We start from the raw sequence: 25,345 nt of genomic DNA, 5'->3' as shown, positions 1-25,345 counted from the left end.
GAAGATGAAGCCTTTTTTAAAATATTGCGGGGCGGTATCACAAGAAGATGTAGATTGCATTGCGCAATCTCAAGCAGATGCGATCGGGTTTATTTTTGCTCCAAGTAAAAGACAAGTCGATCCAGAACAAGTGAAACAATGGCTCACCGAGTCGCAGTGCGAGAAAAAGATTACTGGTGTATTTGTAAATGAAAAAATCCAAAAAGTGTGTGACATCACAAAGCATATTCCTTTAGATATCGTGCAGCTGCATGGAGATGAAACACGAGAGGATGCAAAAGAAATAAAACAACAAACAGGAGCGATTGTGTGGAAAGTCTTTCACCACGAGCCCGATGTAAAAGAAACACTCGATAAAATGACGGCATTTGCGCCGTTTGTCGATGGCTTCCTCATTGATGCGAAAGTAAAAGGGATGAGAGGTGGTTCTGGCACAGCTTTTACATGGGAAGCGGTACCTGTATACATTCAGCAGGCAAAACGACTGGAGAAAACATGCATCATTGCAGGCGGAATAACACCAGAAACGCTGCCAGAGCTGCTTGCCTATGGCCCAAAAGCGATCGATCTTTCAAGCGGCATAGAAGAAAACGGGAAGAAAAGCAGCGCTAAGATCAAAGCGCTCGAAGAAAGGATGTTAAACGATGTACGCATATCCAAATGAGATTGGCAGATATGGAGAATTCGGAGGGAAATTTGTTCCTGAGACGCTCATGCAGCCACTCAAAGAAATCGAACAAGCATTTAACGAATTAAAAGAAGACCCTGCTTTTGAGCAAGAATATCTTTCCCTTTTGCAAAACTATTCAGGCAGACCGACTGCGCTGACATATGCTGATCAATTATCAGCATACCTCGGCGGCGCAAAAATCTATTTAAAAAGAGAAGATTTAAACCATACAGGCGCTCATAAAATCAACAATGCACTTGGGCAGGCCCTGCTTGCGAAAAAAATGGGAAAATCAAACATCATCGCGGAAACAGGCGCTGGACAGCACGGAGTAGCAGCTGCAACGGTGGCCGCAAAGTTTGGATTATCCTGCACAGTATTTATGGGAAAAGAGGATGTGGAAAGACAATCACTCAATGTATTCCGAATGAAGCTCCTTGGCGCTGAGGTCATACCTGTCACAAGCGGGAACGGCACATTAAAAGATGCAACCAACGAAGCGATTCGTTACTGGGTCCAGCACTGCAGTGATCATTTCTATATGATCGGCTCAGTTGTAGGACCTCACCCGTATCCCCAAATCGTCAGTGAGTTCCAGCGGATGATTGGTGATGAAGCAAAAGAGCAGATACTTAAAAAAGAAGGCAGGCTCCCACATAAAGTCATTGCTTGTGTCGGCGGCGGAAGTAATGCCATTGGAATGTACCGAGCATTTTTAGATGAAGAGATTGATATTATTGGTGTAGAAGCCGCTGGAAAAGGAATCGATACGCCGCTTCATGCAGCAACCATTACGAAGGGGACAAAAGGGGTCATTCATGGATCTTTGACATATTTAATCCAAGACGAATTTGGCCAGATTATTGAGCCCTATTCCATTTCAGCTGGTTTAGATTATCCTGGGATCGGGCCAGAGCACGCATATTTACATGCGAGCGGCCGGGTTCAATATGTGAGTGCTACAGATCAAGAAGCACTGGATGCGCTAAAGCTGCTGACAGAAAAGGAAGGAATCCTGCCAGCGATTGAATCAGCACACGCTTTAGCCAAGGCGTTTGAGATGAGCAGGACGATGAATGAAGATGAAATCGTCCTTGTCTGCCTGTCAGGAAGAGGAGATAAGGATGTGCATACATTAATGAATGTGTTTGAAAGTGAGGGCAAAACCAAATGATCACATTTCAATTAGAGAAAGGCGAGAAATTATTCATCCCATTTATCACGGCAGGAGATCCGTCAGAAGAAGTCACGATTGATTTAGCTGTGTCCCTTCAAGCAGCCGGTGCACATGCGATTGAACTAGGTGTTCCTTATTCCGACCCGCTAGCGGACGGTCCTGTCATTCAAAGAGCCTCCAAAAGAGCTCTAAATCATGGCATGAATATCGTAAAAGCGATAGAATTAGCAGGGAAGATGAAAAAAAATGGTGTAAAAATTCCTGTAATTCTATTTACGTATTATAATCCTGTGTTACAATTAGACACAGAATACTTTTTCGCTTTACTGCGCAAAAATCATATTTCGGGACTCTTAACACCCGACTTGCCTTTTGAAGAGAGCAGTGAGCTGCAAAAGAACTGTCAAACATATGACATTTCATATATTTCGCTCGTTGCACCAACCAGCAAGGAACGATTAGTAAACATTGTAGAGCAGGCAGAAGGTTTTGTGTATTGTGTTTCATCTCTTGGTGTAACAGGTGTCAGACAAACCTTTGACGAATCGATTACTGATTTTATTCAACAAGTGAAACAGCTGAGTCACATACCGGTTGCGGTCGGTTTTGGCATCTCAACAAGAGAGCAGGTAGACTCAATGAATAAACTGAGTGACGGTGTCGTTGTAGGCAGTGCACTTGTGAAAAAAATTGAAGAACTTCAAGATCAATTGTTAGCAAGTGATACACGTCAAGAAGCTTTAAGAGAATTTGAAACCTATGCAAAAACATTTAGTCCCCTCTATTCATTCAAATGAGGTGAAACTTTTGCAAATCAAAGATCAATTAAAACAACTAAAACCGTATCAACCTGGGAAACCAATTGAAGAGGTCAAAAAAGAATATCAATTAGACAAGATTGTGAAATTGGCTTCAAATGAAAACCCTTTTGGATGTTCCTTACATGCAAGAGAGGCGATACAAGCTGAGCTCGAACATTTAGCGATCTATCCAGATGGATACAGCGCAAGTTTAAGAACGGAGCTTGCTGAGTTTCTTCAAGTAAATGAAAAACAATTAATATTCGGGAATGGCTCAGATGAACTTGTGCAAATTATTGCTAGGGCATTCCTTGACCAACATACAAATACCGTCATCCCAGCTCCATCTTTTCCGCAATACCGTCACAATGCCGTCATTGAGCAGGCAGAGATTCGAGAGGTGCCGCTTTTAGACGGAGGAGCTCACGATCTGAAGGGCATGCTGGATGCGATTGATGAGAACACGAAGGTCGTCTGGGTATGCAACCCGAATAACCCGACGGGAAATCATTTGTCAGAATCTGAGCTTGTGGCGTTTTTAGACCAAGTACCAGCTCATGTGCTTGTTGTACTAGATGAAGCATATGTCGAATACGTTCGTGCGGAAGACTTTCCGAACAGCTTATCTTTATTACACTCCTATCAAAATGTCATCGTACTCCGAACGTTTTCAAAAGCGTATGGACTGGCTGCACTTCGAGTAGGCTATGGCATTGCGTCGGAAGAGTTGATTACTGCGATTGAACCAGCGAGAGAGCCGTTTAATACGAGTCGTATCGCTCAGGCAGCTGCACGTGCAGCGATAAAAGATCAGGATTTCATTCAATCTTGCAGACAGAAAAATGAAGCAGGTCTCAAGCAATATCAAGAATTTGCTGACCGTTTTGGACTTTTTATTTATCCGTCTCAAACAAACTTCGTGCTGATTGATTTTAAGAGAGATGCAGATGAATTATTCAATGCATTATTGAAAAAAGGCTACATTGTTCGTTCTGGTAAAGCACTTGGTTTTCCGACTTCTTTACGTATTACGGTCGGAACAATGGAGCAAAATGCAGAAATTCTAAGTACACTTGCCGATTTAATGCAAGGCATTCGTGCGTAGCATAACCATAAAGTCATATCCTAAGGCAGGATATGGCTTTCATTGTACCAACCTCATATACATATAAGCTGTTGAAATGGCTTTTTTAATTTTCGTGAAAAAACAGGTGATGAACATGAATGATGCAAACGAAACAATATTAATCGCTGGACTTGGTTTAATTGGAGGTTCCATCGCACTGTCGATTAAAAAAGAGTATCCCCATAAAAAAATTGTAGGATACGATGTGTCCAAAGAACAAATGGTTGCGGCAACAAAGCTGGGTATCATTGATTTAGCAGCTGATTCATTTGCGGCAGGTTTGGATGAATCTGCGACTATTATATTGGCAACTCCAGTTCAGCAAACAGTCAAGATGCTTCGTGATATTGCAAACTCTGGAATTGAGAGAGAGCTCACAATTACCGATGTTGGCAGCACAAAGCAAAAGGTCGTCCATTTTGCTGAAAAAACGCTTCCTAAGCACTACCAATTTATTGGTGGACATCCGATGGCAGGCTCTCATAAGTCAGGAGTCATTGCAGCGAAAGACTTTTTATTTGAAAATGCATTCTACATTTTAACGCCGGCAAAGGAAACAAATCGCCAGGCTGTTGATCGTTTGAAGGACTTGTTAAAGGGGACAAATGCTCATTTCATTGAGATGACTCCAGAAGAACATGATGGTGTAACAAGTGTGATTAGTCATTTCCCTCATATTGTTGCAGCCAGCCTTGTGCATCAAGCACATCATTTTGAAGAACAATTCCCACTTGTCAAACGGTTTGCTGCTGGAGGCTTTCGTGACATTACACGTATTGCTTCAAGCAATCCTGCAATGTGGCGAGATATCCTTCTGCACAACAAAAACAAGATTTTAGACCGGTTCCATGAATGGAAAAAAGAGATCGACCGCATTGAGACCTTTGTACAGCAAGAAGACGCTGAAGGCTTGTTCTCTTATTTTCAAGAGGCAAAGGAATATCGCGATGGACTTCCTCTTAGGAAAAAAGGTGCCATTCCTGCTTTTTATGACCTTTATGTGGATGTTCCAGATCACCCTGGGGTCATTTCGGAGATTACAGGGCATTTAGCAAATGAAAACATCAGTATTACGAATATCCGTATTATTGAAACGCGAGAAGACATTAATGGGATTTTGCGCATTAGTTTTCAAACAGATGACGACCGTAAGCGTGCAGAGATCTGTATAAAAAATAGAGCGAATTACGATACATTTTATGCTGACTGAGGTGACAAACATGAAAATTCATAAAAATGCTCCTATGAATGGAGTCATTCATATTCCAGGTGATAAATCCATTTCTCATAGATCAGTGATGTTTGGTGCAATTGCTGATGGGACTACAGTGGTGAAAAACTTTCTTCCTGGAGCCGATTGTTTAAGTACGATTGATTGCTTTAGAAAGATGGGCGTTGAAATTGAACAAAAAGGGACAGATGTTGTGATCCACGGTAAGGGACTGAAAGAGCTCAAGGAGCCGTCTGACGTCCTCGATGTTGGGAATTCTGGTACAACCATTCGATTAATGATGGGAATATTAGCTGGTTGTGAGTTTCACAGTACACTGATCGGTGATGAGAGTATTGCTAAAAGACCAATGCAACGAGTAACAGGTCCACTTAAACAACTGGGAGCGAAAATAGATGGCAGAGCAAACGGCGAGTATACGCCACTGTCTATTCGTGGCGGTCATTTAAAAGGTATCTCATATGAGTCTCCGGTGGCAAGTGCCCAAATTAAGTCCGCTGTCCTTTTAGCGGGGCTTCAAGCAGAGGGAACAACAACATTAACTGAACCGCATAAATCAAGAGATCATACAGAAAGAATGCTCTCTATGTTTGGTGTAAAACTAGACGAAGATGAACAAAGTGTTTCCATTGAAGGCGGTCAAACATTAAAAGCAACAGATATATTTGTTCCTGGAGACATCTCTTCAGCTGCATTTTTCCTTGTTGCTGGATCTATTGTTCCTAACAGCCGGATTGTGTTAAAAAATGTCGGGCTAAACAAAACAAGAACGGGTATTATCGATGTACTGAAACAAATGGGTGCGAATCTTGAGATCAAAGAAGGAGATGCAAAAGAAGGAGAACCGTATGGTGATTTAACGATTTCAACCTCTTCATTAAAAGGGATTGAAATTTCTGGTGACATGATTTCAAGACTCATCGACGAAATCCCGATTATAGCGCTTCTAGCGACACAAGCAGAAGGAACAACGATTATTAAAGATGCTGCTGAGTTAAAAGTAAAAGAGACCAATCGAATTGATACCGTCGTGTCAGAACTTAAAAAACTCGGTGCTGATATTGAAGCAACTGATGATGGTATGAAGATTCATGGTAAAACCACACTTCAAGGCGGCGTTGTCGTGTCAAGCTACGGAGATCACCGAATCGGTATGATGCTGGGGGTTGCTGCTTGCATCACAAAGCAAGCTGTTGAGATTGAAGATACAGATGCTGTTCGTGTATCATACCCGAATTTCTTTGAACACATTGAATACTTAACCAAAACAGTCTGAGGATGTCCTCAGGCTTTTTCTTTCCTTATGCATATTTGTAAGAAAGATAGCATAGCTTGTCTCAAGATGAAACCTGGAAAAAAATCATTTTATCCGATAAAAAAATGAATTTCAGGTGCTTGCAGTTTACAAAACTTCCGTTTCGTAAAGGATGAAATGAAAAACAGTCTTTAAAACAAAAAAATGGGTTCATTTTAAAAGAGCAACATATTTGCTGGATGAGTACCTGTCGATTATGATATGAAGTAACAATAGTTTAGGTTTTTGGAAACAGAAAGGAACGGTTTGATTTGAATAGTTCATTACAAGAAGCCATAAAATTAGTTGAGGCGGGTGAGACTGAAAAAGGACTCCAAACACTTGCTCAGGCAGAAAAGCATTTGCATGATGAAGAAAAGGCGCAGGCAGCTCAGTTATATTATGATTGGGGAGATATCGATAAAGCGCGGAATCTCATCAGTGATTTACATGATTTATATCCAGAGGAAACAGGGTTAACATGTTTTTATGCAGAGCTACTGATTGACTCTGATGAAGAAGAAAAGGCGATTTCGGTATTAGAGACGATTCCTGAAGATGATGATGCGTATCCAGAGAGTTTATTGTTAATGGCAGATTTGTATCAAATGCAAGGACTATTTGAAGTCAGTGAACAAAAGCTCTTAAAAGCGAAAGAAGTGCTTCCAAATGAAGCCATCATTGATTTTGCGTTAGGTGAATTGTATTTTTCACAAGGTCTTTCAAAGAAAGCCGCCGACTATTTCTACAAAGTCGCAGATCAACAACATGAGGTTGGCGGCGTCAATGTTTACCAGAGACTCGCTGAATCACTCAGCACCGCTGGAGAATTTGAAGATGCGCTTGAATGGTACGAAAAGGCAGTAAAAGATCAAACAGACCCGAATACACTTTTTGGCTACGGATTTACAGCGATGAGGGCCGGCAGAACGAAAACAGCCATTCAGCAGCTTTCAGAACTAAAAGATATTGATCCGTCTTATTCGTCTCTTTATATGCCTTTAGCGAAAAGTTATGAGGAAGAAGGACTATATCAGGAGGCTTTAGAGGTAGTAAAAGAGGGTATTAAAATTGATGAGTATAACAAAGAATTATATTTATATGGTGCAAAGATCGACTTGAAAAATGGGGATTCAGAAGATGCGAAAAAGCTGCTTCAAGAAGCACTTGCTCTTGATCCGGGATATATTGAAGCGGTTCAAACATTGCTCGCGATCTATTTAAATGAAGAGCTTTTTGATGAAATCCTGGATGTCATTAAAGAGGTTAAAAGCTTTGGGGAAGTTGATCCAAAATGGAATTGGTATGCTGCATCTGCTTCTGTTGGACGAGAGGAATACAAAGAAGCAGCCGATTACTTCAAGCTGGCTCTGCCTGATTTTGATGAGGAGCGTGACTTTTTATATGAATACGCTTCGTTCCTTTTAGAAGAAGGCAGACAAAAAGAAGCATTGCCGCTATTACGCAAAGTTCTTCAGAAAGATGGCACGAATGAAGAAATCGAAGAAACGATTTTAAGAATTGAAGACGAAATTTCCTTATAGTTTGCAGGAATGAAGAACTGGTTTGTTGAATAATTCATGTATAGCAATTTAATTTACGATAGAGGAGGGAATAACATGCAGACCCCTGTTTCTGTCAATGAAAAGAAGGAATTCATCCGGTGGTTTTTAAACCATTATCAGCTAAAACGAAGAGAGTGTGTTTGGATATTAAATTATTTAATGAGTCACGACTCTTTGATGGAAAAGGTTCATTTTGTAGAGCAAGCAGAATTTTGCCCAAGGGGAATCATTATGTCAACACACTGTGTGGATGAAGTTCCCTTTAGATTTTATAAAGAAAACATCATGACGACAGATGCTGAAAAGTCATTTCATGATATTCGTTTGAATAAACAGCAAGATTTGTTTATTCAATTGAATTTCCGTTCTGCTTATCGTTCGCCGGAATATGCAGCTGTGCTTGAAACAAATCCTCATATTCCAAAGGATCTTTATGAGAACGAAAAAGATAAGGATCTTGCGGAGAAAGTGCTTGAACACTCGATCGCAACGTTCCAAAAAGAACGGCTTATGAAAGAGATAGATGAGGCACTTGACCGTCATGATCAAGAAACATTTAATAAGTTAGCAAAAGAATTAAGCCTATTGTCATAAACTGAACGAATAAGCCTTGCCCTATACAGGCAGGGCTTATGTCATGAAAGAGGGGAAATTGATGAAGTTTCAAGCGGAGGATGCGGATCGCTTTTTGCAATCTAAAGATTACATTGATACCGCTATCATTCCAATAGTTGGAATAGATGCGAATCAAATCAAACAAACTGTATCTTTAGGTGAGTTTACCATTCTTGTAGCAGAGGAACTTGAAAGGCAGCTGAAAGGGCGGGTCTTTCTTTTTCCACCACATACATATGTAGAGATCAATGATCGAAAACTAGAAGACATCTTCACGATGAAGCAGTCGCTAGAAGATCATTTTCAGCATGTCGTGTTGATCTCATCTGATCACCAATGGAAAGAGCATGCGGCGGTTAGTGAAGCGCTATTTTTGTTAAAGCCGGTTCCGCTCGAGCATTTAAAGGTAGAATTAAAGCAAAAAATCGTTCAAGACAGTGTAGAACAAATTTTGAACTTTTTGTTACAAAAGTGGAACCCTTCATAAAAACCCTTACATTTGCATTGTACATAGCTTTTTAGGCTGTTGACCTTGTGAATAGATTGATATATTATGAGGGTGTCCTAGTTTTATGAAATTTTTTCTAATTCAGTTATAAAGTAGCTGACGACCTGAGGGGGGGAGAAAAAAATGAGCGAGAAGAGACATGGAGTGTCCAGGCGTCAATTTTTGAATTACACGTTGACCGGCGTGGGGGGATTTATGGCCGCTGGAATGCTCATGCCTATGGTTCGCTTTGCGCTTGACCCTGTGCTAAAAGGAACAGAGGATCAGGATATGGTTCAAGTTGTCAGTGTAGATGAACTGACGAAGGAACCGAAGCGCTTTGACTTTAAAATTGATCAAGTAGATGCATGGTATGAGTCAAAGGAATCTAGGTCAGCATGGGTGTACAAAGAAGGGGATGAAATTGTCGCTTTATCGCCAATCTGTAAACATTTAGGATGTACAGTGAACTGGAACAGTGATCCGAAAAATCCAAACAAATTTTTCTGCCCATGCCACTATGGGCTGTACGACAAGGATGGTACAAACGTACCCGGAACTCCACCGCTTGCACCGCTTGACCATTATAAGCAGCAAGTGAAGGACGGATACCTCTATCTTGGAAAAGCTGTGCCGAAAGGGGAAGGGTAACGATGCTTAACAAGATTTATGATTGGGTAGATGAGCGGCTAGACATTACACCAATATGGAGAGATATTGCGGATCATGAGGTGCCAGAGCATGTCAATCCAGCACATCATTTCTCCGCTTTTGTGTACTGTTTTGGCGGTTTAACGTTTTTTGTGACAGTCATTCAAGTCCTTTCGGGCATGTTTTTAACGATGTATTATGTGCCGGATATTAAAAATGCCTGGGAATCTGTCTATTATTTGCAAAATGAAGTGGCATTTGGTCAGATTGTCAGAGGGATGCACCACTGGGGTGCGAGTCTAGTCATTGTCATGATGTTTTTACATACGCTAAGGGTCTTTTTCCAAGGGGCGTATAAAAAGCCTAGAGAGCTGAACTGGATTGTTGGTGTGCTCATTTTCTTTGTGATGCTTGGACTTGGTTTTACAGGATATCTCTTGCCATGGGATATGAAGGCGCTATTTGCGACGAAGGTTGGTCTTCAAATTGCAGAAGCCACACCATTCATTGGAAAAGAGATCAAAACGCTGCTTGCAGGTCATCCTGACATTGTAGGGGCACAAACGCTGACGAGATTTTTCGCTATCCATGTCTTTTTCTTGCCAGCGGCATTATTTGGGCTGATGGCTGCCCACTTTATTATGATTCGTAAGCAAGGAATTTCTGGACCGCTATAAAAAAAGTTGCGTTTGATGAATGTTCAATGAGGAGGGGATGACTTTGCATAGGGGAAAAGGGATGAAGTTTGTCGGAGACTCCAGAATTCCGGCAGAAAGAAAACCTAACATACCTAAAGACTATTCCGAATATCCGGGAAAAACAGAAGCCTTTTGGCCGAACTTTCTTTTAAAGGAATGGCTTGTAGGTGCCGTTTTTTTAATTGGATTTCTTGTCCTAACTGTTGTTCATGCACCTCCGCTTGAGCGGATGGCTGATCCAACAGATACCGGCTATATTCCGCTGCCAGACTGGTATTTCCTATTCTTGTACCAGTTATTAAAATATGAATTTGCTGCAGGAGGCTATACAGTAGTTGGCGCGATGATTATGCCTGGAATTGCGTTTGGTGCACTTTTGCTCGCACCATTTCTTGATTCTGGTCCTGAACGCAGACCGTATAGAAGACCGGTTGCAGTGGGGATGATGATCCTTGCAGTCGGCGCAGCAACATATTTAACGTGGGAGTCTGTTGCTACTCATGATTGGGAAGCAGCGGCGAAGCAAGGTGAAATTAAGAAAGAAGCAGAGATTGATACCTCAGCGGAAGAGTATAAAATTTATCAGGAGCAGACATGTATCTCCTGTCACGGGGATAACATGCAGGGCGGAGCAGCCGGACCGTCACTTGTTGACAACGGTCTTGCACCTGAGGAGATAGCTAAAATCGCTGTTGAAGGAAAAGGCAACATGCCTAAGGGTATCTTTAAAGGCAGCGATGAAGAACTTGAAAAGCTTTCTAAATATTTATCTGAAGTCAAATCTAAATAATTCAGTTGTTTAAATGCAAGTACAAGGATATACTCAAAAGAGAAAAAGCTGGCGCTGTCAGCTTTTTTCTGATTTTAACAGATCGTGAGTGAAGAGACGTATGAGATGGATTCAATATCTGCTAGCCACGCGCTACATGCTTGTGCTAGTCCTGATGATCAATTTCCTTGGCACTGTGTACGGCTACTATTGGTATATTCCTCAGCTTGTAGAGACGCCGGCTATCTTTTTAGCTTTTGTTCCAGACAGCCCAACGGCAAGCTTTTTCTTTTTATTTGTACTACTTGCGTTTTTGATGAAACGAAACGCTCCTTATTTTGAAGCACTTGCCCTTGTGACCTTGATTAAGTACGGGTTATGGGCTGTAGGAATGAATATCTTTGTGCTTTTATCTGTTGATGACTTTCCGTGGGAAGGATACATGCTGATTGGGTCTCACTTTGCGATGGCGGTTCAAGCTGTATTGTTTGCACCGTATTATCGTTTTAAAATGCGTCATTTGGTGGTAGCCGGCATATGGATTTTACATAACGATGTGATAGATTATGTATTTGGTATGATGCCGCGTTATTCTATGCTGTCTGCCTATTCAAACGAGATCGGCTATGTCACGTTTTGGTTAAGTATTGCCGTTCTTCTTGTTTCGTATTATCTCGTCCTATCGAAAAAATCGGTCAAGCTTGAACTCCCTTAACAATATTGGTCTAACCTTGTCCTTTTCTTCATACGCTGTATGGAGAAGGGCTAGGAGGGACTTGCATGAAACGAAAGCCAATCGCGATGATTCTATTATTTTTTCTCGTATTACAGCCACCTGTTGCCAAAGGCGAGGAAACAGCCGCTAACGTGCTGCAAGAATTAACGGAACTATCAGATTCAATCTTTCAATTAACGAGACAAGCTAAATATGATGAGGCGTTACAGGTCGCATTGTATGTTGAAAAGACATTTAAAGCTGAGAATTGGCGTGGTACTCTGACAAATACGCAGATTCGGCAAATTACACTTGGCTATCAAGATATCATAAAAGGGCTGCCGCAGGAAGAATTGAATGAGCGCGAAAAGCTTCGTTATGCCTCTCAGTTTAGAATGCTGCTTGATGCGATCCAGTCAGACTCTGAGCCTCTTTGGGGTTCGCTGGAGAAGCCCATTATGGGGTCTTTTCCTACTTTGAAAAAAGAAGTGAGGGATCCGGAGTCGACGACGTTTTATGAAACTTGGAATGAGCTGGTTTCTTTATACGATATGATCTACCCGAGTTTAACCATTGATGTTTCGCCTGAAAAGCTGCAAACGATTAAGCAGCATATGGAAGTGATTGAGCAAGGTGAATTTTTAAAAGCATCAAGTGGGACAAAGCTTGAGCGCCTCACGAAGCTCGAAGAGGATTTATCGAGTGTGTTTGCCCACGTTGATCAAGATGAGGCTGACCCATCGCTTTTATGGGTCATTTTAACAACAGGGAGCATCATTTTATTAACGTTAACGTATGTTGGGTTTCGGAAATACCGTGCTGAAAAAGAGAAGAAGCAAAAGCGTCAGGCTGATTATCCGAAATCATAAAAAAAGAAGCACCATTTTTGGGCTTCTTTTTTTAATGCGGATTAAGCGGCTCTTTGTGTTCATCTAATGTGAAGCCTTCACCAAGCACATCATGCACGTCACTGACAGATACAAATGCATGAGGATCGACTGAGGTCACGACGCTTTTGAGATGGACAAGCTCGTTTTTCGGGACGACGCAATAAAGGACGTTGCGCTCCTGTTTTGTATAGGAACCAACCCCTTTTAAAATGGTCACACCGCGCTCCATTTCCTCTGTGATTTTCTTTTGAATGATGTCATCTTTTTCAGAGATAATCATGGCGCCTTTGGCTGCGTAAGCGCCTTCTTGCATGAAGTCAATGACCTTTGCGGCAACAAACACTGCGACGAGTGTATACATGGCTTCTTTGTAATTTAAATAAGTAAGAGAAATCGTAATGACACATGCGTCGAAGATGAACATTGTTCGTCCCATGGCCACCTGATAATGCTTGTTGATGAGTCTTGCGATGATATCCACGCCGCCGGTTGTACCGCCGAACTTAAAGATGATCCCGAGGCCTGTTCCGATAAACACACCAGCAAAGAGCGCGGCTAGGGCCAAATCGTGCTGGAGAGGCATATGTATTTGAAAGCGCTGGAAGATGGCAAGAAAGACAGAAAGACTGACGGTTCCTACAATTGTATAAGTAAACATGGTTCTGCCGAGCATTTTCCAGCCGATAAAAAAGATCGGAATGTTTAAGACAAGGTTTGAAATGGATGGATCAATGTGGAATAGAAAATATAAAAGCAGTGTAATACCTGTAAATCCGCCTTCCGCCAAATTGTTCTGCATATTAAAATGAACAAGACCGAAAGAAAAAATCGCAGATCCTATTAAAATAAATACGATATTTTTAAGACGAATTTCTTTTAGCAAGAGACCACTCCTTTTTTTGCTTAGACAGCGATAATATTATATGGTATGGGAGAGAAACAAGCAAACTGAGTCTTAAACATTTGTCAAATATTTATGATTTCGCTAACATGTAAGAGATGGATAGGAGGATGAGCTTCATGACGAATGAAAAAACGCTGCGTCACGTGCAGCAAGAAGTAGATGATTACATAGGACAATTTAAAGAAGGCTATTTCAGCCCGCTTGCCATGATGGCCCGTCTGACAGAAGAATTAGGCGAGCTAGCAAGAGAGGTTAACCATTACTATGGAGAAAAGCCGAAAAAAACAACGGAAACAGAAAAAAGCATGGAAGAAGAAATTGGCGATGTTTTGTTTGTGTTAACATGCCTCGCTAATTCACTAGATATATCACTAGAGGAAGCACACGATCGTGTGATGCATAAATTCAATACAAGAGACAAAGACCGCTGGACGAAAAAAGAAGGGAAGTAGAGACGATGACGAACCAAACCATCAAAGTAGTAATCGCTGGAGCAAGAGGAAGAATGGGAATAGAGGCTGTGAAGCTGGCAGAAGAAACGAGCCATTTTGAGCTTGTGGCAGCCCTTGATCACGCGCACGAAGGAAAAAAATTATCTGATGTGATTCATACGACATCTGAGGCGCCAATTTATACAGATATTGATGTGTGTCTTTCAGAGACAGCACCTGATGTATTAATTGATTTGACGACACCAGAAATCGGGAAAGTACATACAAAAAAGGCACTTGAACATGGCGTCCGTCCAGTCGTAGGAACCACTGGATTTTCTGAAGCTGACCTGAAAGAGCTACAGCAATTAACAGAAGAAAAGGGCATAGGCTGTATTATTGCGCCAAACTTTGCTGTCGGTGCGGTCTTAATGATGAAGTTTGCCAAAATGGCAGCGAATTACTTCCCTGACGTTGAAATCATTGAGCTTCACCATGATAAAAAACTAGATGCTCCGAGCGGTACAGGGCTTAAAACAGCTGAAATGATTGCAGAAATCAGAGAAAGCAAAAAGCAGGGGCATCCAGAAGAGAAAGAATTAATCGAAGGTGCACGAGGCGCAGATTATGACGGTATCCGTCTGCACAGCGTAAGACTTCCGGGTATGATTGCACATCAAGAAGTACTGTTTGGAATGGACGGACAGACGCTCACCATTCGCCATGATTCTTATAACCGTGCATCATTTATGTCAGGTGTGAAGCTTTCAGTTGAACAGGTCATGCACATTGATCAGCTCGTCTATGGTTTAGAAAATATCATCGACTAATAAGGAGTGGATTCCTGATGAACATTGCTTTAATCGCTCACGATAAGAAAAAAAGTGACATGATCCAATTTGCCATTGCGTACCGTGATATATTGGCAGATCATACACTTTACGCAACAGGGACAACAGGTTTGAGAGTGAAAGAAGCGACGGGGCTTCCCATTCATCGTTTCCAGTCAGGACCACTTGGAGGAGATCAGCAGATTGGTGCTTTAATTGCTGATAATGCAATGGATCTTGTGCTCTTTTTTAGAGACCCGCTTACCGCGCAGCCGCATGAACCGGATGTATCTGCACTCATTCGGCTTTGTGATGTGTATACCATTCCACTAGCCACCAATATGGGGACCGCTGAAATTTTAGTCAGGAATTTAAATAAAGGCACGTTTGATTTTCGAGATGTAGTAAAAAACGGAGGAACAAATGAAACGACTTGATATCCTTGCATTCGGTGCCCACAGCGATGATGTTGAGATCGGTATGGGCGGAACGATTGCAAAATACGTAAAAAAAGGGGCGCGTGTCGGGATTTGCGACTTGACCCAGGCCGAATTATCTTCGAATGGAACGGTAGAGAGCCGTAAAGAGGAAGCAAAAGCTGCTGCCGCCATTTTAGGTGTGTCAACGCGAATCCAGCTCACACTGCCAGACAGAGGACTTTATCTAAATGACGAAGCGATGAAGGACATTGCAGGCGTGATTCGAACATACAAGCCAAAACTGATTTTTGCTCCGCATCACCAAGATCGGCATCCAGATCATGGTCATGCGGGCTCACTTGTAGAAGAGGCTGCTTTTTCGGCAGGTATACATAAATTTGAAGATTCATACAAGCAGCCAGCGCATAAAATAAGTCAGATGTATTATTACATGATTAACGGTCATCATCATCCAGATTTTGTGATTGATATTTCTGAGGAAATGCACCAAAAGATTGATAGCTTGCATGCGTATAAAAGCCAATTTGTTAAATCGGCGAATTCAGTTGAGACACCTCTTGTGAACGGTTATATTGATTTTGTCAAAATGAGAGAGTCTATGTATGGAAGGGAAGTCAATAAAGCTTATGCAGAAGGGTTTATCACAAAGAAACCACTTTTGATAGATGACGACTTACTTGGGGGGTAATTATGAAAAAACTGAAGGTCGGAATCACTTGTTATCCAAGTGTCGGCGGCTCGGGCATTATTGCTACGGAACTTGGAAAACGTTTAGCTGAAAAAGGGCACGATGTTCATTTCATTACCTCAAGTATTCCGTTTAGGCTCAATAAAGTGTATCCGAATATTTATTTTCACGAGGTGGATGTCAATCAATACGCTGTTTTTCAATACCCGCCTTATGACCTTGCATTAGCAAGTAAATTGGCAGAAGTTGCAAAACGAGAGAAGCTTGATATTATTCACGCGCATTATGCGGTTCCGCACGCCGTCTGTGCGTTCTTAGCGAAGCAGATGACGGGACACTCTGTGAAAGTCGTCACGACGCTTCATGGGACTGATATTACGGTATTAGGCTATGATCCATCACTAAAGGAAGTCATTCGATTTGCGATCGAATCATCAGACCGGGTAACGGCGGTATCGCATTCATTAGCTGCGCAGACGTATGACCTTATCAAACCAAATAAAAAGATCGAGACGATCCATAATTTTGTCGATGAACGGGTGTATTTGCGCGAAGATCACGAAGTGCTAAAGACACATTATGGTCTTTTACCGGACGATAAAGTCGTCATCCATGTATCAAATTTTCGAAAGGTCAAACGGGTGCATGATGTCGTTCATGTGTTTAAAAAGATCTCAGAACAGGTGCAGGCAAAGCTGCTGCTCATCGGTGATGGTCCTGAAAAATCGGTCGTATGCGAACTCGTGAAAAAACTGGGGCTGACAGACCGCGTGTTATTTTTAGGAAAGCAAGAGAAAGTAGAAGAGCTGTATTCCATCAGTGATTTGAAGCTGCTTCTTTCTGAGAAAGAGAGCTTCGGACTTGTGCTTCTTGAGGCGATGGCATGCGGTGTCCCATGTATTGGGACTGATGTTGGCGGGATTCCAGAGGTCATTACACATGGAGAAACAGGTTTCCTTGTCCCGCTCGGCGATATAGACGCGGCAGCTAAACACGCAGTCTCTATACTCAAAGACAAAGCGCTTCATGAACAAGTGTCTGCGTCGGCCCAGTCTAGTGTTCAGGCCCATTTCTCTTCTGAAAAAATTGTGAGTGAATATGAAGAGCTTTACCTAGAATTGATCGAAGGTGATGATGAACATGAATGAACCATTCACACATGCGATCCCTATTTTACATACACTGCACGAACATGGGCATCAGGCTTACTTTGTCGGCGGAGCAGTGAGAGATGTCCTTTTAGGCAGGGAAATCGGCGATATCGATATAGCAACAGATGCAACGCCTGATACGGTCGAATCCTTATTTGAAAAAACAGTTGATGTTGGCAAAGAGCATGGCACTGTCATCGTGTTACATGATGGGGTCAGCTATGAGGTGACGACGTTTCGAACTGAATCAGAATATGAAGATTTTCGCAGACCGAAAGAAGTGGCGTTTATCACATCATTGAAGGAAGATCTTTTAAGAAGAGATTTAACGATCAATGCGATGGCCATGGATATAAATGGGGAGATCATTGACCATGTAGGGGGCAAACAGGATATTGAGCGGAAACGAATTCAAACCGTAGGAGATCCTGCGTGCCGCTTTCAGGAAGACGCGCTTCGTATGATGAGAGCGGTCCGTTTTTTAAGCCAGCTTGGCTTTGAGCTCGCTGCAGAAACGGCTGAAGCGATGAAAAAAGATAAGCACCTGCTTGCCAACATATCAGTTGAACGCAAAAAGATTGAAATGGAGAAGCTTTTAAAAGGCCGTTATTGTGAGCGGGCGATTAAGATGCTCATTTCTACCAAATTGTATGAAGAATTGCCGGGTCTCAAAAAGGATGGTCTGCAAGAATCCTTTCAATCATTTCCGTATTATTTACTGGATGGACTAGAAGAAGTATGGGGGGCTGTTATCCATTTGCTTGGCTTAGATGAAGCGGAGGCTGTGCTCTTCTTAAAAGAATGGAAGCTGTCAACAAAGCTTTTGAAAGACGCGGTGACGATTAGCCAATACGTCGATTGTGACTGGGATGCGGAGAAGATGTTTGAGGCTGGTGAACACGTGCTCTTATCTAGCTTGAAGATCTCACAGCTAAAACACGAGCGCCGCATTTTCTTTGACGAGCTTGAGGCAGCGAAGCGTTCTTATGATGCCCTTCCGATTAAAACGCTTCAAGATCTCGCTGTTTCAGGAAAAGATTTAATGGCCTTTCGGCAAAAGACATCAGGAAAATGGATCGCAGAGGAGCTCGATTTGGTGAAAAAAGCCGTTCTGCAAAATCATTTGGAAAACCGAAAAGAAGCCATAGAGGAGTGGCTTACAGCATGCGATCAGCAATTAGAAAACGATTAATCGAACTATTTACAGCATCAAGTGAGGACTTTGTCTCAAGTCAGCAAATATGTGATGAGCTTGGCTGTTCTCGAACAGCTGTCTGGAAGCATATAGAGGGCCTCAGAAAAGAGGGCTATGAGGTAGAAGCCGTCAGAAGAAAGGGGTACCGCCTGCTTCGTAAACCGGACAAAATTAGTGAGGATGAAATTCTGTTTGGTCTAGAAACAGAGAGCTTTGGCAGGCACATTTATTTTCAGAAAGAAGTCGCCTCCACACAGCTGATTGCCCATGATCTTGTAAATGAAGGTGCGCCCCACGGTACGCTTGTTGTCAGTGATCATCAGACAAATGGGAAAGGCCGTCTTCAAAGAACGTGGCATTCACCAAATGGGACAGGCATCTGGATGAGTCTCGTTCTACGGCCTGAAATTCCGCTGCACAAAGCGCCGCAGATGACGCTTTTAGCATCTGTAGCCATCGCAGAAGCCATTGCAGAGCAAACAGGACTCAGTCCATCCATTAAATGGCCAAACGATATTTTGTTAAACGGGAAAAAGGTCGTTGGCATTCTAACCGAATTAAAAGCAGAGGCGGACCAGGTTCATGCGGTGATAATTGGCCCGGGCATTAATGTGAACCAAACGGCTGATGACTTTCCGGATGAACTAAAGGATGTCGCCACAAGCCTGCGAATGGAACTGAATGAAAAAGTGGACCGTGCTGCGCTCATACAACAGATCATGTCCACCTTTGAAAAAAGGTATGACGATTATATGAAGCATGGATTTACACCGATTAAACAATTATGGGAATCGTTTGCGATGACGATCGGTCAGCATATTGTTGCCCGCACCGTCAATGGGCAATACACTGGAAAAGCGCTCGGAATCAATGAAGAAGGTGTTTTATTGCTTGAAACGGAGGAAGGTATTCAAAAAATCTACTCCGCAGACATCGAGATAAAGTCAACTTAAGTGGAACACCCGGCACATTTTTGATATACTTCGTGTGGGCAGTATCTGAAAAAGAGCTGTACCTGTATAAACAAAAATTTGATAAATTTCTGCCTTGATCCTAAGGGACTTGGACAGAGGGATGATTCGCCGCGCATGAGAAATCAAAACATGTGATGTGAGGCAAGCCATCTCCTCTCCAGAATGAGGAGGAACAAATGAAGACAAAGCTAGATTTTTTCAAAATGAAAGAACAAAACGAACCGATTGTGATGCTGACAGCATACGACTATCCATCTGCAAAGCAAGCAGAAAAAGCGGAAGTCGACATGATCTTAGTTGGTGATTCACTTGGGATGGTTGTACTTGGACTCGATTCGACAGTACAAGTCACGATGGATGATATGATTCATCACACAAAAGCAGTGAAAAGAGGCGCAAAAGACACATTTATTGTGACGGATATGCCATTTATGTCTTACCATTATTCATTAGCAGAAACATTGAAAAACGCAGCACGCATCATGCAAGAAAGCGGTGCGGATGCTTTAAAGCTAGAAGGCGGAGATGGCGTATTTGAATCCATTCAAGCTCTCACAAGAGGCGGGATTCCTGTCGTCAGTCATTTAGGCCTCACACCTCAGTCAGTTGGAGTACTTGGCGGATATAAAGTGCAAGGAAAAGACCACGAAAGTGCGCAGAAATTGATTGAAGACAGCTTAAAATGTGAGGAAGCTGGTGCGATTGCACTTGTGCTTGAATGCGTCCCTGGTGAACTGACAAAACGAATTACCGACATGCTGAAAATTCCTGTCATCGGGATTGGTGCAGGAGCTGAGGCAGACGGACAAGTTCTCGTTTACCATGATGTGGTAGGATACGGGGTGTCTAGAACACCTAAGTTTGTGAAACAATACGCGCAAATTGATACTGTACTAGAAGAAGCGCTTATTCAATATACGAAAGAAGTAAAAGCACACACATTTCCAGAAGACAAGCATACATTTCATATCAAAGAAGAAGTCCTTAATGGTTTATATGGGGGTATGAAAAAATGAACGTTGTCACCCATATTCACGAGCTGAAAGAATGGATCAAGCAGCATCAAGAAAAACAGCATTCCATCGGCTTTGTCCCAACGATGGGCTTTCTTCATGAAGGACATCTGACGCTCGCGAAAGAAGCAAGGGATCAAAATGACATTGTGGTAATGAGCATCTTTGTCAATCCTTTGCAATTTGGACCGAACGAGGACTTTGAATCCTATCCAAGGGATATGGAAAGAGATCAGCGCCTTGCAGAAGAAGCAGGTGTGGATATTTTATTTACACCTGATGTGAAAGAAATGTATCCAAATGAGCCATCTATCACGATGACGGTTCAAAAGCGGACTGATGTCTTATGCGGGAAAAAACGTCCAGGACATTTCGACGGCGTTGTTACTGTGCTTACAAAGCTATTTCATCTTGTAGCACCAACAAATGTATACTTTGGTCTAAAGGATGCACAGCAAGTCGCTGTGATCGATGTGATGATCAAGGATTTCTTCTTTGATCTTCACCTTGTATCTGTGCCGACAGTTAGAGAAGAAAACGGTTTAGCGAAAAGTTCAAGAAATGTGTACTTATCTGAAAAAGAAAGACAAGAAGCACCTGCTTTGTACCGCGCATTGAAAAAAGGACAGTCAGCGGTTGAAAAAGGTGAACGTGACGTCAGTCGTATTTATCAGTTGGTAGAAGAGGAAATTCTTCAAACGAGCGGGGAAATCGATTATATTGAGATCTACTCCTATCCAGAGCTTGAGCCGCTTCAGCAGTTGGCAGGTCAGGTCATCATTGCGATTGCGGTGAAATTCTCACGGGCAAGACTGATTGATAATGTGATATTCCATGTTCCTGAAAGCGGTGAAAAACATGTATAGAACCTTTATGACCTCTAAACTTCATAAAGCGACGGTAACAGAAGCAAACTTACATTATGTAGGAAGTATCACCATTGACGAAGATTTACTTGATGCGGCAGGCATGATGGCAAATGAGAAAGTACAGATTGTCAATAATCACAATGGCGCGAGACTTGAAACATATATTATTCCTGGTGAAAGAAAGAGCGGTGTCATTTGTCTAAATGGCGCGGCAGCAAGATTGGTTCAGCCGGGGGATGAAGTGATTATTATCGCTTATGGGATGCTCTCAGAAGAAGAAGCAAAGACACATACACCAAAAGTGGTCGTATTAAATAAACAAAATCAAATTGAACAAATGATTGGGCAAGAGCCTGCGAGAACGATTTTATAACGCATGCTGCAAGGAAACAGAACAGTTTTAAGAAAAGAAGCTGTTCTGTTTCAGCTATTTTGCCCAGAGCGTGTTTCACTTCGAGTGAAACGAGGAATTGAGGTGTCCATTTTATGGCCGATCAAAGGTTTGTTGTCGTTGATATTGAAACCACCGGAAATTCACCCAAAAAGGGTGATAAAATCATTCAAATTGCTGCGGTGGTCATTGAAAATGGACAAATTGTCGAACGGTATTCAAAATATGTGAACCCGGGAAAAGCGATCCCTGGATTTATTGAACAGCTGACAGGTATTCAGCAGCACATGGTTAACGATGCAGTGTTTTTTGAGGACATTGCCCAAGAGGTGTATGATCTTATTCAAGGCGCTTATTTTGTTGCGCACAATGTTCATTTTGACTTGAATTTTTTAAATGATGAACTAAAAGCATGCGGGAAAAATGAGCTGGATGTGCTAGCGATTGATACAGTTGAGATTTCTAGAATTCTTTATCCAGAACTTGAAGGTTATAAGCTCACTGAATTAAGTGAAGAGCTCATGCTTCCACATGACCACCCGCACCGGGCGGATAGTGATGCGGAAGTTACTGCCATGTTATTTTTAACCTTATTACATCAATTAACACATACACCGCCAAATGTGCTAAAGCAGCTGCGCAGATTATCCTCTTATCTCTTAAGCGATATAGGACTTTTAATACAGCAGCTTGAAACGAGTCGTGCTAGCCGTGAAGATTCTTTGGTAGAAGTGGGCTCTTTTGCTGTAAAAGATGTCACCAATCCTGAAACGGATACGACAGATTCAGTAGGGGAAGACGATAAACAGCTGTTTGAGGAGATCAAAAAGAAGCTTCCCCAAACAGTGGAAGGCTATGAAGTAAGAGAAGGCCAGCTCACGATGATGAATAAAGTGAGAGATGTGTTTCATGAAAGGGCCTACGCTTTAATTGAAGCGGCACCAGGTATTGGAAAAACGCTGGCATACCTCATACCAGCTGCACTAGAGGCAAAGAAATCAGGAAAACCTGTCATTATTAGTACATATTCCATTCTTTTGCAGCAGCAAATGCTTCAGCGCGATGTGCCGATTCTAAATCAATTGCTTCCGTTTGAGCCAGCTGCCTGTGTATTCAAAGGACGGGCGCATTATATTTGCTTAGATAAGTTTGAGCATGTGCTGCATGAGGAAGATGATAACTATGATGTGGTCTTAACGAAGGCGCAAATATTAATGTGGCTTCTTGTCACAGAAACGGGTGATTTATCTGAACTGAATTTACCGTCAGGAGCTGCCAATATAAAAGACCGTATTTCGTGTGTGCACATGCCGTTTACATCAAAAAAGCGCCGCTTTAAAGAATACTGCTTTTATGAACGCGCCAAAAAAAGAGCCAAAACAGCCAATTTAATTTTAACAAATCATCGCCTGCTCTTATCACAAACGGAAGCATCGTCTATCTTTCAGCATGCAGACGTATATGTAATTGACGAGGCTCATCAATTTGAGAAAACAGCCAATGAAACACTAGGAGATAGTGCGTCGTATATCCAGCTTCATGCGAAATTAACGCAGCTTGGCTCCTTACAGGGCGGTCTTTTAAACAAGCTGAAAAAGAGATTTCACGGTGCAGGTTTACAGACGGACACCTTTATCGAAATGGATGAGTATCTTCATCAGCTTCAAATGGAAAGTGACGCCTTCTTTAGTACCGTTCATTCTTTTGTCAAAAGGACAAAACCAAAAGCAGACATCAATCGTCTCATTCATAGAGTACGTCATCATTCGAAGCATTCGCAGTGGAAACGGATTAAAGAGACGGCAAGTAAGCTTTGTTCCTTGTTAATTGCTTGTGAAAAGCTGTATGAGCAGCAAAAAAGCGAGCTTCTTCAAAAAAGTGATCAGCTGACAGAACACTTTGCGTTTGAAGCAGAGGAATACGATCAAGTGATGTCGTTTATGCATACATTTTGCAGTACGCTGTACCGGTTTATTTTTGAACCGAAAAATGATGAAACGGTTTGGATTGAGATTGATGCAAAGGGTGCCAAAAATGCTGTCTTTATGCATGCACAGCCGCTAGATACAGGAGAGCTTTTAGCTGATCGTTTTTTTATGAACAAAAAAAGTGTTGTTCTCACATCAGGAACACTCACAATCAATGGGCGCTTTGATTATTGCTTAGAACGATTTGGTCTGCAGGATTTTTATCCGCATCTTGTACAGATTGAGTCACCGTTTGAACTTGAAAAACAGCTCAAGGTGATTGTACCAGCTGATATGCCGCCGATTACGAACCGTGATGAGCGCGACTATGTAAAGCAAGCAGCACGGTACATTAAGGTGATGGAAAAGCAGCATCAAGCGAAGATATTGGTGTTGTTTAATTCACATGAGATGTTAAAAGCAGTGTATGAAGAGCTGAAAACAGAAGGGATGCAAGCCGCCCTTTTTGCTCAAGGTCTGACGGGCGGGAGCCCTGTTAAATTAACGAAAATGTTCAAATTAGCAAAACATGCGATTTTACTTGGTACGGGTAGTTTTTGGGAAGGTGTCGATTTTCCTGGATCAGAACTGACAACAGTCATTATGGCACGTCTCCCGTTCAGGCCGCCTGATTCACCGCTCATTGAAGCAAAATGTGATGCCGCTAAAAAACAGGGGAAGAATCCGTTTAAAGCCGTTGCTCTCCCAGAAGCTGTGCTAACCTTTAAACAAGGTGCAGGACGCTTGCTGCGCTCTGAAAAAGACATAGGTACATTGCTCATTTTAGACCGCCGAGTGAAAACCGCTTCATATGGAAAGCTATTTTTAGAATCACTCCCTCATGCGCCAGTCCACGAAATGTCAAAAGAATCACTTGAGGCGTATATAGAGAAGCTCAACAACGAAAAGCCGCTGTCATAAGCGGCCTTTAGCTGGTGTGGGTTTGGAGTTAATTTATCGTAACGGCTTTTTGTGTTCCGTTGTAAAAATAGTATCGGTTCCCGCGCCGAAAAGTATGACTAACAATATTTACGTACCGAGGAGGAATTAGAAGTGGAAAGTAAAATAGAGGTACTTTCAACTGTTCAAATTAAGCATTCAGAGGACCTGTATAAAATTGTTGACTTATTGAACAGAACGCTTAAAAGAGAAGATCTCATGTTTGGATTAGCATTAGATCAAGAAGATCAAAATCAAGCGATATTTACGATATATCGCACATAGGGGAAGCTTGACATGAAAAAAATAGTCTGGATCATTTCATCCGTTGTGGCTCTCGTTTTGCTCATTGGCATCATCAGTTTTACGTGGATTTATCAGATTGCCATGGGACAAAAAGAACAAGGTCATGAGGCGGCGATTGAACGAGCAAAAAAACAAGCAAACATCGTACAAGTGGAGCAAGTGGAAACCTTTGTCGGGAAAGAAAAACAATTTATTGTTGAAGGAAAAAACAAACAAAATGAAACAACCTATGTTTGGGTACCTGCCAGCAATAAAGAAAAAGTGATCGCAAAAAAAGCAAAAGAAGGCATTACCTCAAATCAAGCAGTACAAGCCGTTCAAAAGGAGAACACTGTATCTAAGCTAAAGGACGTTCAATTAGCAAGAGAAGGTGACGTACTCCTTTGGGAAGTGACGTACTTAAATGAGAACAATCAATACAGCTTCAGCTATGTCGACTTCTCGACAGGACACGTGGAAAAAAATGTAACGCCATAGTTTCTCCTGTCTTGCGTTGACCATGCTGATTTAGAACGGTTATAATAAAATGTATGAAAAAAGATTCACACCTGTCGAAAAG

At 42.1% G+C, this 25,345-nt stretch carries 28 protein-coding genes; 27 read left to right on the top strand and 1 reads right to left on the bottom strand.

What is annotated here, in order from left to right; all coding sequences use genetic code 11:
- Positions 1 to 4 precede the first annotated feature (4 nt).
- The 14 genes from C6348_RS05805 to ypjB all read left to right on the top strand — a co-directional run bounded on the left by C6348_RS05805 (position 5) and on the right by ypjB (position 12,667).
- Positions 5 to 664 (top strand): phosphoribosylanthranilate isomerase, encoded by a 660-nt coding sequence (locus tag C6348_RS05805; RefSeq protein ID WP_106042271.1) that lies wholly within the window; start codon positions 5 to 7, stop codon positions 662 to 664.
- Entirely contained in the window at positions 645 to 1,844 is a 1,200-nt protein-coding gene (gene trpB, locus C6348_RS05800; RefSeq protein WP_106042269.1) for a tryptophan synthase subunit beta, read from the top strand. The genes C6348_RS05805 and trpB overlap by 20 nt, the downstream gene beginning before the upstream one ends.
- Positions 1,841 to 2,644 (top strand): tryptophan synthase subunit alpha, encoded by an 804-nt coding sequence (gene trpA, locus C6348_RS05795; RefSeq protein ID WP_060596738.1) that lies wholly within the window; start codon positions 1,841 to 1,843, stop codon positions 2,642 to 2,644. Before trpB ends, trpA begins: the two co-directional genes overlap by 4 nt.
- A 10-nt stretch (positions 2,645 to 2,654) precedes the next feature.
- Positions 2,655 to 3,752, top strand: coding sequence for a histidinol-phosphate transaminase (gene hisC / locus C6348_RS05790; RefSeq protein WP_034661979.1), 1,098 nt, complete (start codon positions 2,655 to 2,657; stop codon positions 3,750 to 3,752).
- A 115-nt stretch (positions 3,753 to 3,867) separates the two neighbouring features.
- On the top strand, positions 3,868 to 4,983 hold the full coding sequence (locus C6348_RS05785; RefSeq protein WP_034661976.1) for a prephenate dehydrogenase: 1,116 nt from the start codon (positions 3,868 to 3,870) through the stop codon (positions 4,981 to 4,983).
- A gap of 10 nt (positions 4,984 to 4,993) precedes the next feature.
- Positions 4,994 to 6,280 carry a 3-phosphoshikimate 1-carboxyvinyltransferase gene (gene aroA / locus C6348_RS05780; protein ID WP_106042267.1) on the top strand — a complete coding sequence of 429 codons (1,287 nt, stop codon included), beginning with the start codon at positions 4,994 to 4,996 and terminating at the stop codon, positions 6,278 to 6,280.
- Between the two features lie 290 nt (positions 6,281 to 6,570).
- A complete protein-coding gene (locus tag C6348_RS05775; RefSeq protein WP_106042265.1) occupies positions 6,571 to 7,842 on the top strand; it encodes a tetratricopeptide repeat protein in 1,272 nt (423 codons plus the stop codon).
- 75 nt (positions 7,843 to 7,917) lie between these two features.
- Positions 7,918 to 8,457 (top strand): ReoY family proteolytic degradation factor, encoded by a 540-nt coding sequence (locus C6348_RS05770; protein ID WP_008344562.1) that lies wholly within the window; start codon positions 7,918 to 7,920, stop codon positions 8,455 to 8,457.
- 61 nt (positions 8,458 to 8,518) lie between these two features.
- Positions 8,519 to 8,965, top strand: a complete 447-nt coding sequence (locus C6348_RS05765; RefSeq protein ID WP_034661055.1) for a YpiF family protein — start codon at positions 8,519 to 8,521, stop codon at positions 8,963 to 8,965.
- A 144-nt stretch (positions 8,966 to 9,109) separates the two neighbouring features.
- Complete coding sequence (locus tag C6348_RS05760) at positions 9,110 to 9,616, top strand: ubiquinol-cytochrome c reductase iron-sulfur subunit (RefSeq protein WP_007500911.1); 507 nt, start codon at positions 9,110 to 9,112, stop codon at positions 9,614 to 9,616.
- Positions 9,617 to 9,618: 2 nt separating this feature from the next.
- Positions 9,619 to 10,293 (top strand): menaquinol-cytochrome c reductase cytochrome b subunit, encoded by a 675-nt coding sequence (qcrB, locus tag C6348_RS05755; RefSeq protein ID WP_003215804.1) that lies wholly within the window; start codon positions 9,619 to 9,621, stop codon positions 10,291 to 10,293.
- A 43-nt stretch (positions 10,294 to 10,336) separates the two neighbouring features.
- On the top strand, positions 10,337 to 11,104 hold the full coding sequence (locus C6348_RS05750) for a menaquinol-cytochrome c reductase cytochrome b/c subunit (RefSeq protein ID WP_003215888.1): 768 nt from the start codon (positions 10,337 to 10,339) through the stop codon (positions 11,102 to 11,104).
- A gap of 100 nt (positions 11,105 to 11,204) precedes the next feature.
- Positions 11,205 to 11,798, top strand: a complete 594-nt coding sequence (lhaT, locus tag C6348_RS05745) for a lipoprotein heptaprenylglyceryl N-acetyltransferase LhaT (RefSeq protein WP_034661054.1) — start codon at positions 11,205 to 11,207, stop codon at positions 11,796 to 11,798.
- Positions 11,799 to 11,863: 65 nt separating this feature from the next.
- Positions 11,864 to 12,667 (top strand): sporulation protein YpjB, encoded by an 804-nt coding sequence (ypjB, locus tag C6348_RS05740; protein WP_106042263.1) that lies wholly within the window; start codon positions 11,864 to 11,866, stop codon positions 12,665 to 12,667.
- Positions 12,668 to 12,698: 31 nt separating this feature from the next.
- Here the strand turns inward: ypjB and C6348_RS05735 are convergent, their stop codons facing one another.
- Positions 12,699 to 13,571 (bottom strand): YitT family protein, encoded by an 873-nt coding sequence (locus C6348_RS05735; RefSeq protein ID WP_106042261.1) that lies wholly within the window; start codon positions 13,569 to 13,571, stop codon positions 12,699 to 12,701.
- A gap of 137 nt (positions 13,572 to 13,708) precedes the next feature.
- Here C6348_RS05735 and C6348_RS05730 point away from each other — a divergent pair, with 137 nt between their 5' ends.
- The 13 genes from C6348_RS05730 to tseB all read left to right on the top strand — a co-directional run bounded on the left by C6348_RS05730 (position 13,709) and on the right by tseB (position 25,263).
- Complete coding sequence (locus C6348_RS05730) at positions 13,709 to 14,044, top strand: nucleotide pyrophosphohydrolase (protein ID WP_003215805.1); 336 nt, start codon at positions 13,709 to 13,711, stop codon at positions 14,042 to 14,044.
- Between the two features lie 5 nt (positions 14,045 to 14,049).
- A complete protein-coding gene (dapB, locus tag C6348_RS05725) occupies positions 14,050 to 14,853 on the top strand; it encodes a 4-hydroxy-tetrahydrodipicolinate reductase (RefSeq protein WP_106042259.1) in 804 nt (267 codons plus the stop codon).
- A gap of 17 nt (positions 14,854 to 14,870) precedes the next feature.
- A complete protein-coding gene (gene mgsA, locus C6348_RS05720) occupies positions 14,871 to 15,290 on the top strand; it encodes a methylglyoxal synthase (protein WP_060596732.1) in 420 nt (139 codons plus the stop codon).
- Positions 15,277 to 15,981: a bacillithiol biosynthesis deacetylase BshB1 gene (bshB1, locus tag C6348_RS05715; RefSeq protein WP_106042257.1), complete on the top strand. Its 705-nt coding sequence runs from the start codon at positions 15,277 to 15,279 to the stop codon at positions 15,979 to 15,981. The genes mgsA and bshB1 overlap by 14 nt, the downstream gene beginning before the upstream one ends.
- Positions 15,982 to 15,983: 2 nt before the next feature.
- Positions 15,984 to 17,129, top strand: coding sequence for an N-acetyl-alpha-D-glucosaminyl L-malate synthase BshA (bshA, locus tag C6348_RS05710; protein ID WP_066030734.1), 1,146 nt, complete (start codon positions 15,984 to 15,986; stop codon positions 17,127 to 17,129).
- On the top strand, positions 17,122 to 18,324 hold the full coding sequence (locus C6348_RS05705) for a CCA tRNA nucleotidyltransferase (protein ID WP_106042255.1): 1,203 nt from the start codon (positions 17,122 to 17,124) through the stop codon (positions 18,322 to 18,324). The genes bshA and C6348_RS05705 overlap by 8 nt, the downstream gene beginning before the upstream one ends.
- Complete coding sequence (locus C6348_RS05700; RefSeq protein WP_034661046.1) at positions 18,297 to 19,280, top strand: biotin--[acetyl-CoA-carboxylase] ligase; 984 nt, start codon at positions 18,297 to 18,299, stop codon at positions 19,278 to 19,280. Before C6348_RS05705 ends, C6348_RS05700 begins: the two co-directional genes overlap by 28 nt.
- A gap of 197 nt (positions 19,281 to 19,477) precedes the next feature.
- Positions 19,478 to 20,317, top strand: coding sequence for a 3-methyl-2-oxobutanoate hydroxymethyltransferase (panB, locus tag C6348_RS05695; RefSeq protein ID WP_106042253.1), 840 nt, complete (start codon positions 19,478 to 19,480; stop codon positions 20,315 to 20,317).
- The gene (gene panC, locus C6348_RS05690) at positions 20,314 to 21,180 is read left to right on the top strand and encodes a pantoate--beta-alanine ligase (RefSeq protein ID WP_106042251.1); all 867 of its coding nucleotides are present in this window, start codon (positions 20,314 to 20,316) and stop codon (positions 21,178 to 21,180) included. The genes panB and panC overlap by 4 nt, the downstream gene beginning before the upstream one ends.
- Positions 21,173 to 21,556, top strand: coding sequence for an aspartate 1-decarboxylase (panD, locus tag C6348_RS05685; RefSeq protein ID WP_024422780.1), 384 nt, complete (start codon positions 21,173 to 21,175; stop codon positions 21,554 to 21,556). The genes panC and panD overlap by 8 nt, the downstream gene beginning before the upstream one ends.
- Before the next feature lie 113 nt (positions 21,557 to 21,669).
- Positions 21,670 to 24,462 carry an ATP-dependent DNA helicase DinG gene (gene dinG, locus C6348_RS05680; RefSeq protein WP_106042249.1) on the top strand — a complete coding sequence of 931 codons (2,793 nt, stop codon included), beginning with the start codon at positions 21,670 to 21,672 and terminating at the stop codon, positions 24,460 to 24,462.
- Positions 24,463 to 24,594: 132 nt separating this feature from the next.
- Complete coding sequence (locus C6348_RS05675) at positions 24,595 to 24,765, top strand: YpmA family protein (protein ID WP_008344594.1); 171 nt, start codon at positions 24,595 to 24,597, stop codon at positions 24,763 to 24,765.
- A 12-nt stretch (positions 24,766 to 24,777) separates the two neighbouring features.
- The gene (tseB, locus tag C6348_RS05670) at positions 24,778 to 25,263 is read left to right on the top strand and encodes a cell wall elongation/penicillin-binding protein regulator TseB (protein ID WP_060596725.1); all 486 of its coding nucleotides are present in this window, start codon (positions 24,778 to 24,780) and stop codon (positions 25,261 to 25,263) included.
- Positions 25,264 to 25,345: the final 82 nt, after the last annotated feature.

Origin of the sequence: Bacillus sp. YBWC18 (genome assembly GCF_002998775.1) — a bacterium.
Taxonomy (GTDB): Bacteria; Bacillota; Bacilli; order Bacillales; family Bacillaceae; genus Bacillus.
The sequence above is the reverse complement of the archived record's forward strand: the minus strand, read 5'-3'. Positions and strand labels throughout refer to the sequence as shown.

Coding starts and splice junctions, on each gene's coding strand:
- C6348_RS05805 (WP_106042271.1), top strand. CDS start 5: ATGAAGCCTTTTTTAAAATATTGCGGGGCGGTATCACAAGAAGATGTA.
- trpB (WP_106042269.1), top strand. CDS start 645: ATGTACGCATATCCAAATGAGATTGGCAGATATGGAGAATTCGGAGGG.
- trpA (WP_060596738.1), top strand. CDS start 1,841: ATGATCACATTTCAATTAGAGAAAGGCGAGAAATTATTCATCCCATTT.
- C6348_RS05785 (WP_034661976.1), top strand. CDS start 3,868: ATGAATGATGCAAACGAAACAATATTAATCGCTGGACTTGGTTTAATT.
- aroA (WP_106042267.1), top strand. CDS start 4,994: ATGAAAATTCATAAAAATGCTCCTATGAATGGAGTCATTCATATTCCA.
- C6348_RS05770 (WP_008344562.1), top strand. CDS start 7,918: ATGCAGACCCCTGTTTCTGTCAATGAAAAGAAGGAATTCATCCGGTGG.
- C6348_RS05765 (WP_034661055.1), top strand. CDS start 8,519: ATGAAGTTTCAAGCGGAGGATGCGGATCGCTTTTTGCAATCTAAAGAT.
- C6348_RS05760 (WP_007500911.1), top strand. CDS start 9,110: ATGAGCGAGAAGAGACATGGAGTGTCCAGGCGTCAATTTTTGAATTAC.
- qcrB (WP_003215804.1), top strand. CDS start 9,619: ATGCTTAACAAGATTTATGATTGGGTAGATGAGCGGCTAGACATTACA.
- lhaT (WP_034661054.1), top strand. CDS start 11,205: ATGAGATGGATTCAATATCTGCTAGCCACGCGCTACATGCTTGTGCTA.
- ypjB (WP_106042263.1), top strand. CDS start 11,864: ATGAAACGAAAGCCAATCGCGATGATTCTATTATTTTTTCTCGTATTA.
- C6348_RS05730 (WP_003215805.1), top strand. CDS start 13,709: ATGACGAATGAAAAAACGCTGCGTCACGTGCAGCAAGAAGTAGATGAT.
- dapB (WP_106042259.1), top strand. CDS start 14,050: ATGACGAACCAAACCATCAAAGTAGTAATCGCTGGAGCAAGAGGAAGA.
- mgsA (WP_060596732.1), top strand. CDS start 14,871: ATGAACATTGCTTTAATCGCTCACGATAAGAAAAAAAGTGACATGATC.
- bshB1 (WP_106042257.1), top strand. CDS start 15,277: ATGAAACGACTTGATATCCTTGCATTCGGTGCCCACAGCGATGATGTT.
- bshA (WP_066030734.1), top strand. CDS start 15,984: ATGAAAAAACTGAAGGTCGGAATCACTTGTTATCCAAGTGTCGGCGGC.
- C6348_RS05705 (WP_106042255.1), top strand. CDS start 17,122: ATGAATGAACCATTCACACATGCGATCCCTATTTTACATACACTGCAC.
- C6348_RS05700 (WP_034661046.1), top strand. CDS start 18,297: ATGCGATCAGCAATTAGAAAACGATTAATCGAACTATTTACAGCATCA.
- panB (WP_106042253.1), top strand. CDS start 19,478: ATGAAGACAAAGCTAGATTTTTTCAAAATGAAAGAACAAAACGAACCG.
- panC (WP_106042251.1), top strand. CDS start 20,314: ATGAACGTTGTCACCCATATTCACGAGCTGAAAGAATGGATCAAGCAG.
- panD (WP_024422780.1), top strand. CDS start 21,173: ATGTATAGAACCTTTATGACCTCTAAACTTCATAAAGCGACGGTAACA.
- dinG (WP_106042249.1), top strand. CDS start 21,670: ATGGCCGATCAAAGGTTTGTTGTCGTTGATATTGAAACCACCGGAAAT.
- tseB (WP_060596725.1), top strand. CDS start 24,778: ATGAAAAAAATAGTCTGGATCATTTCATCCGTTGTGGCTCTCGTTTTG.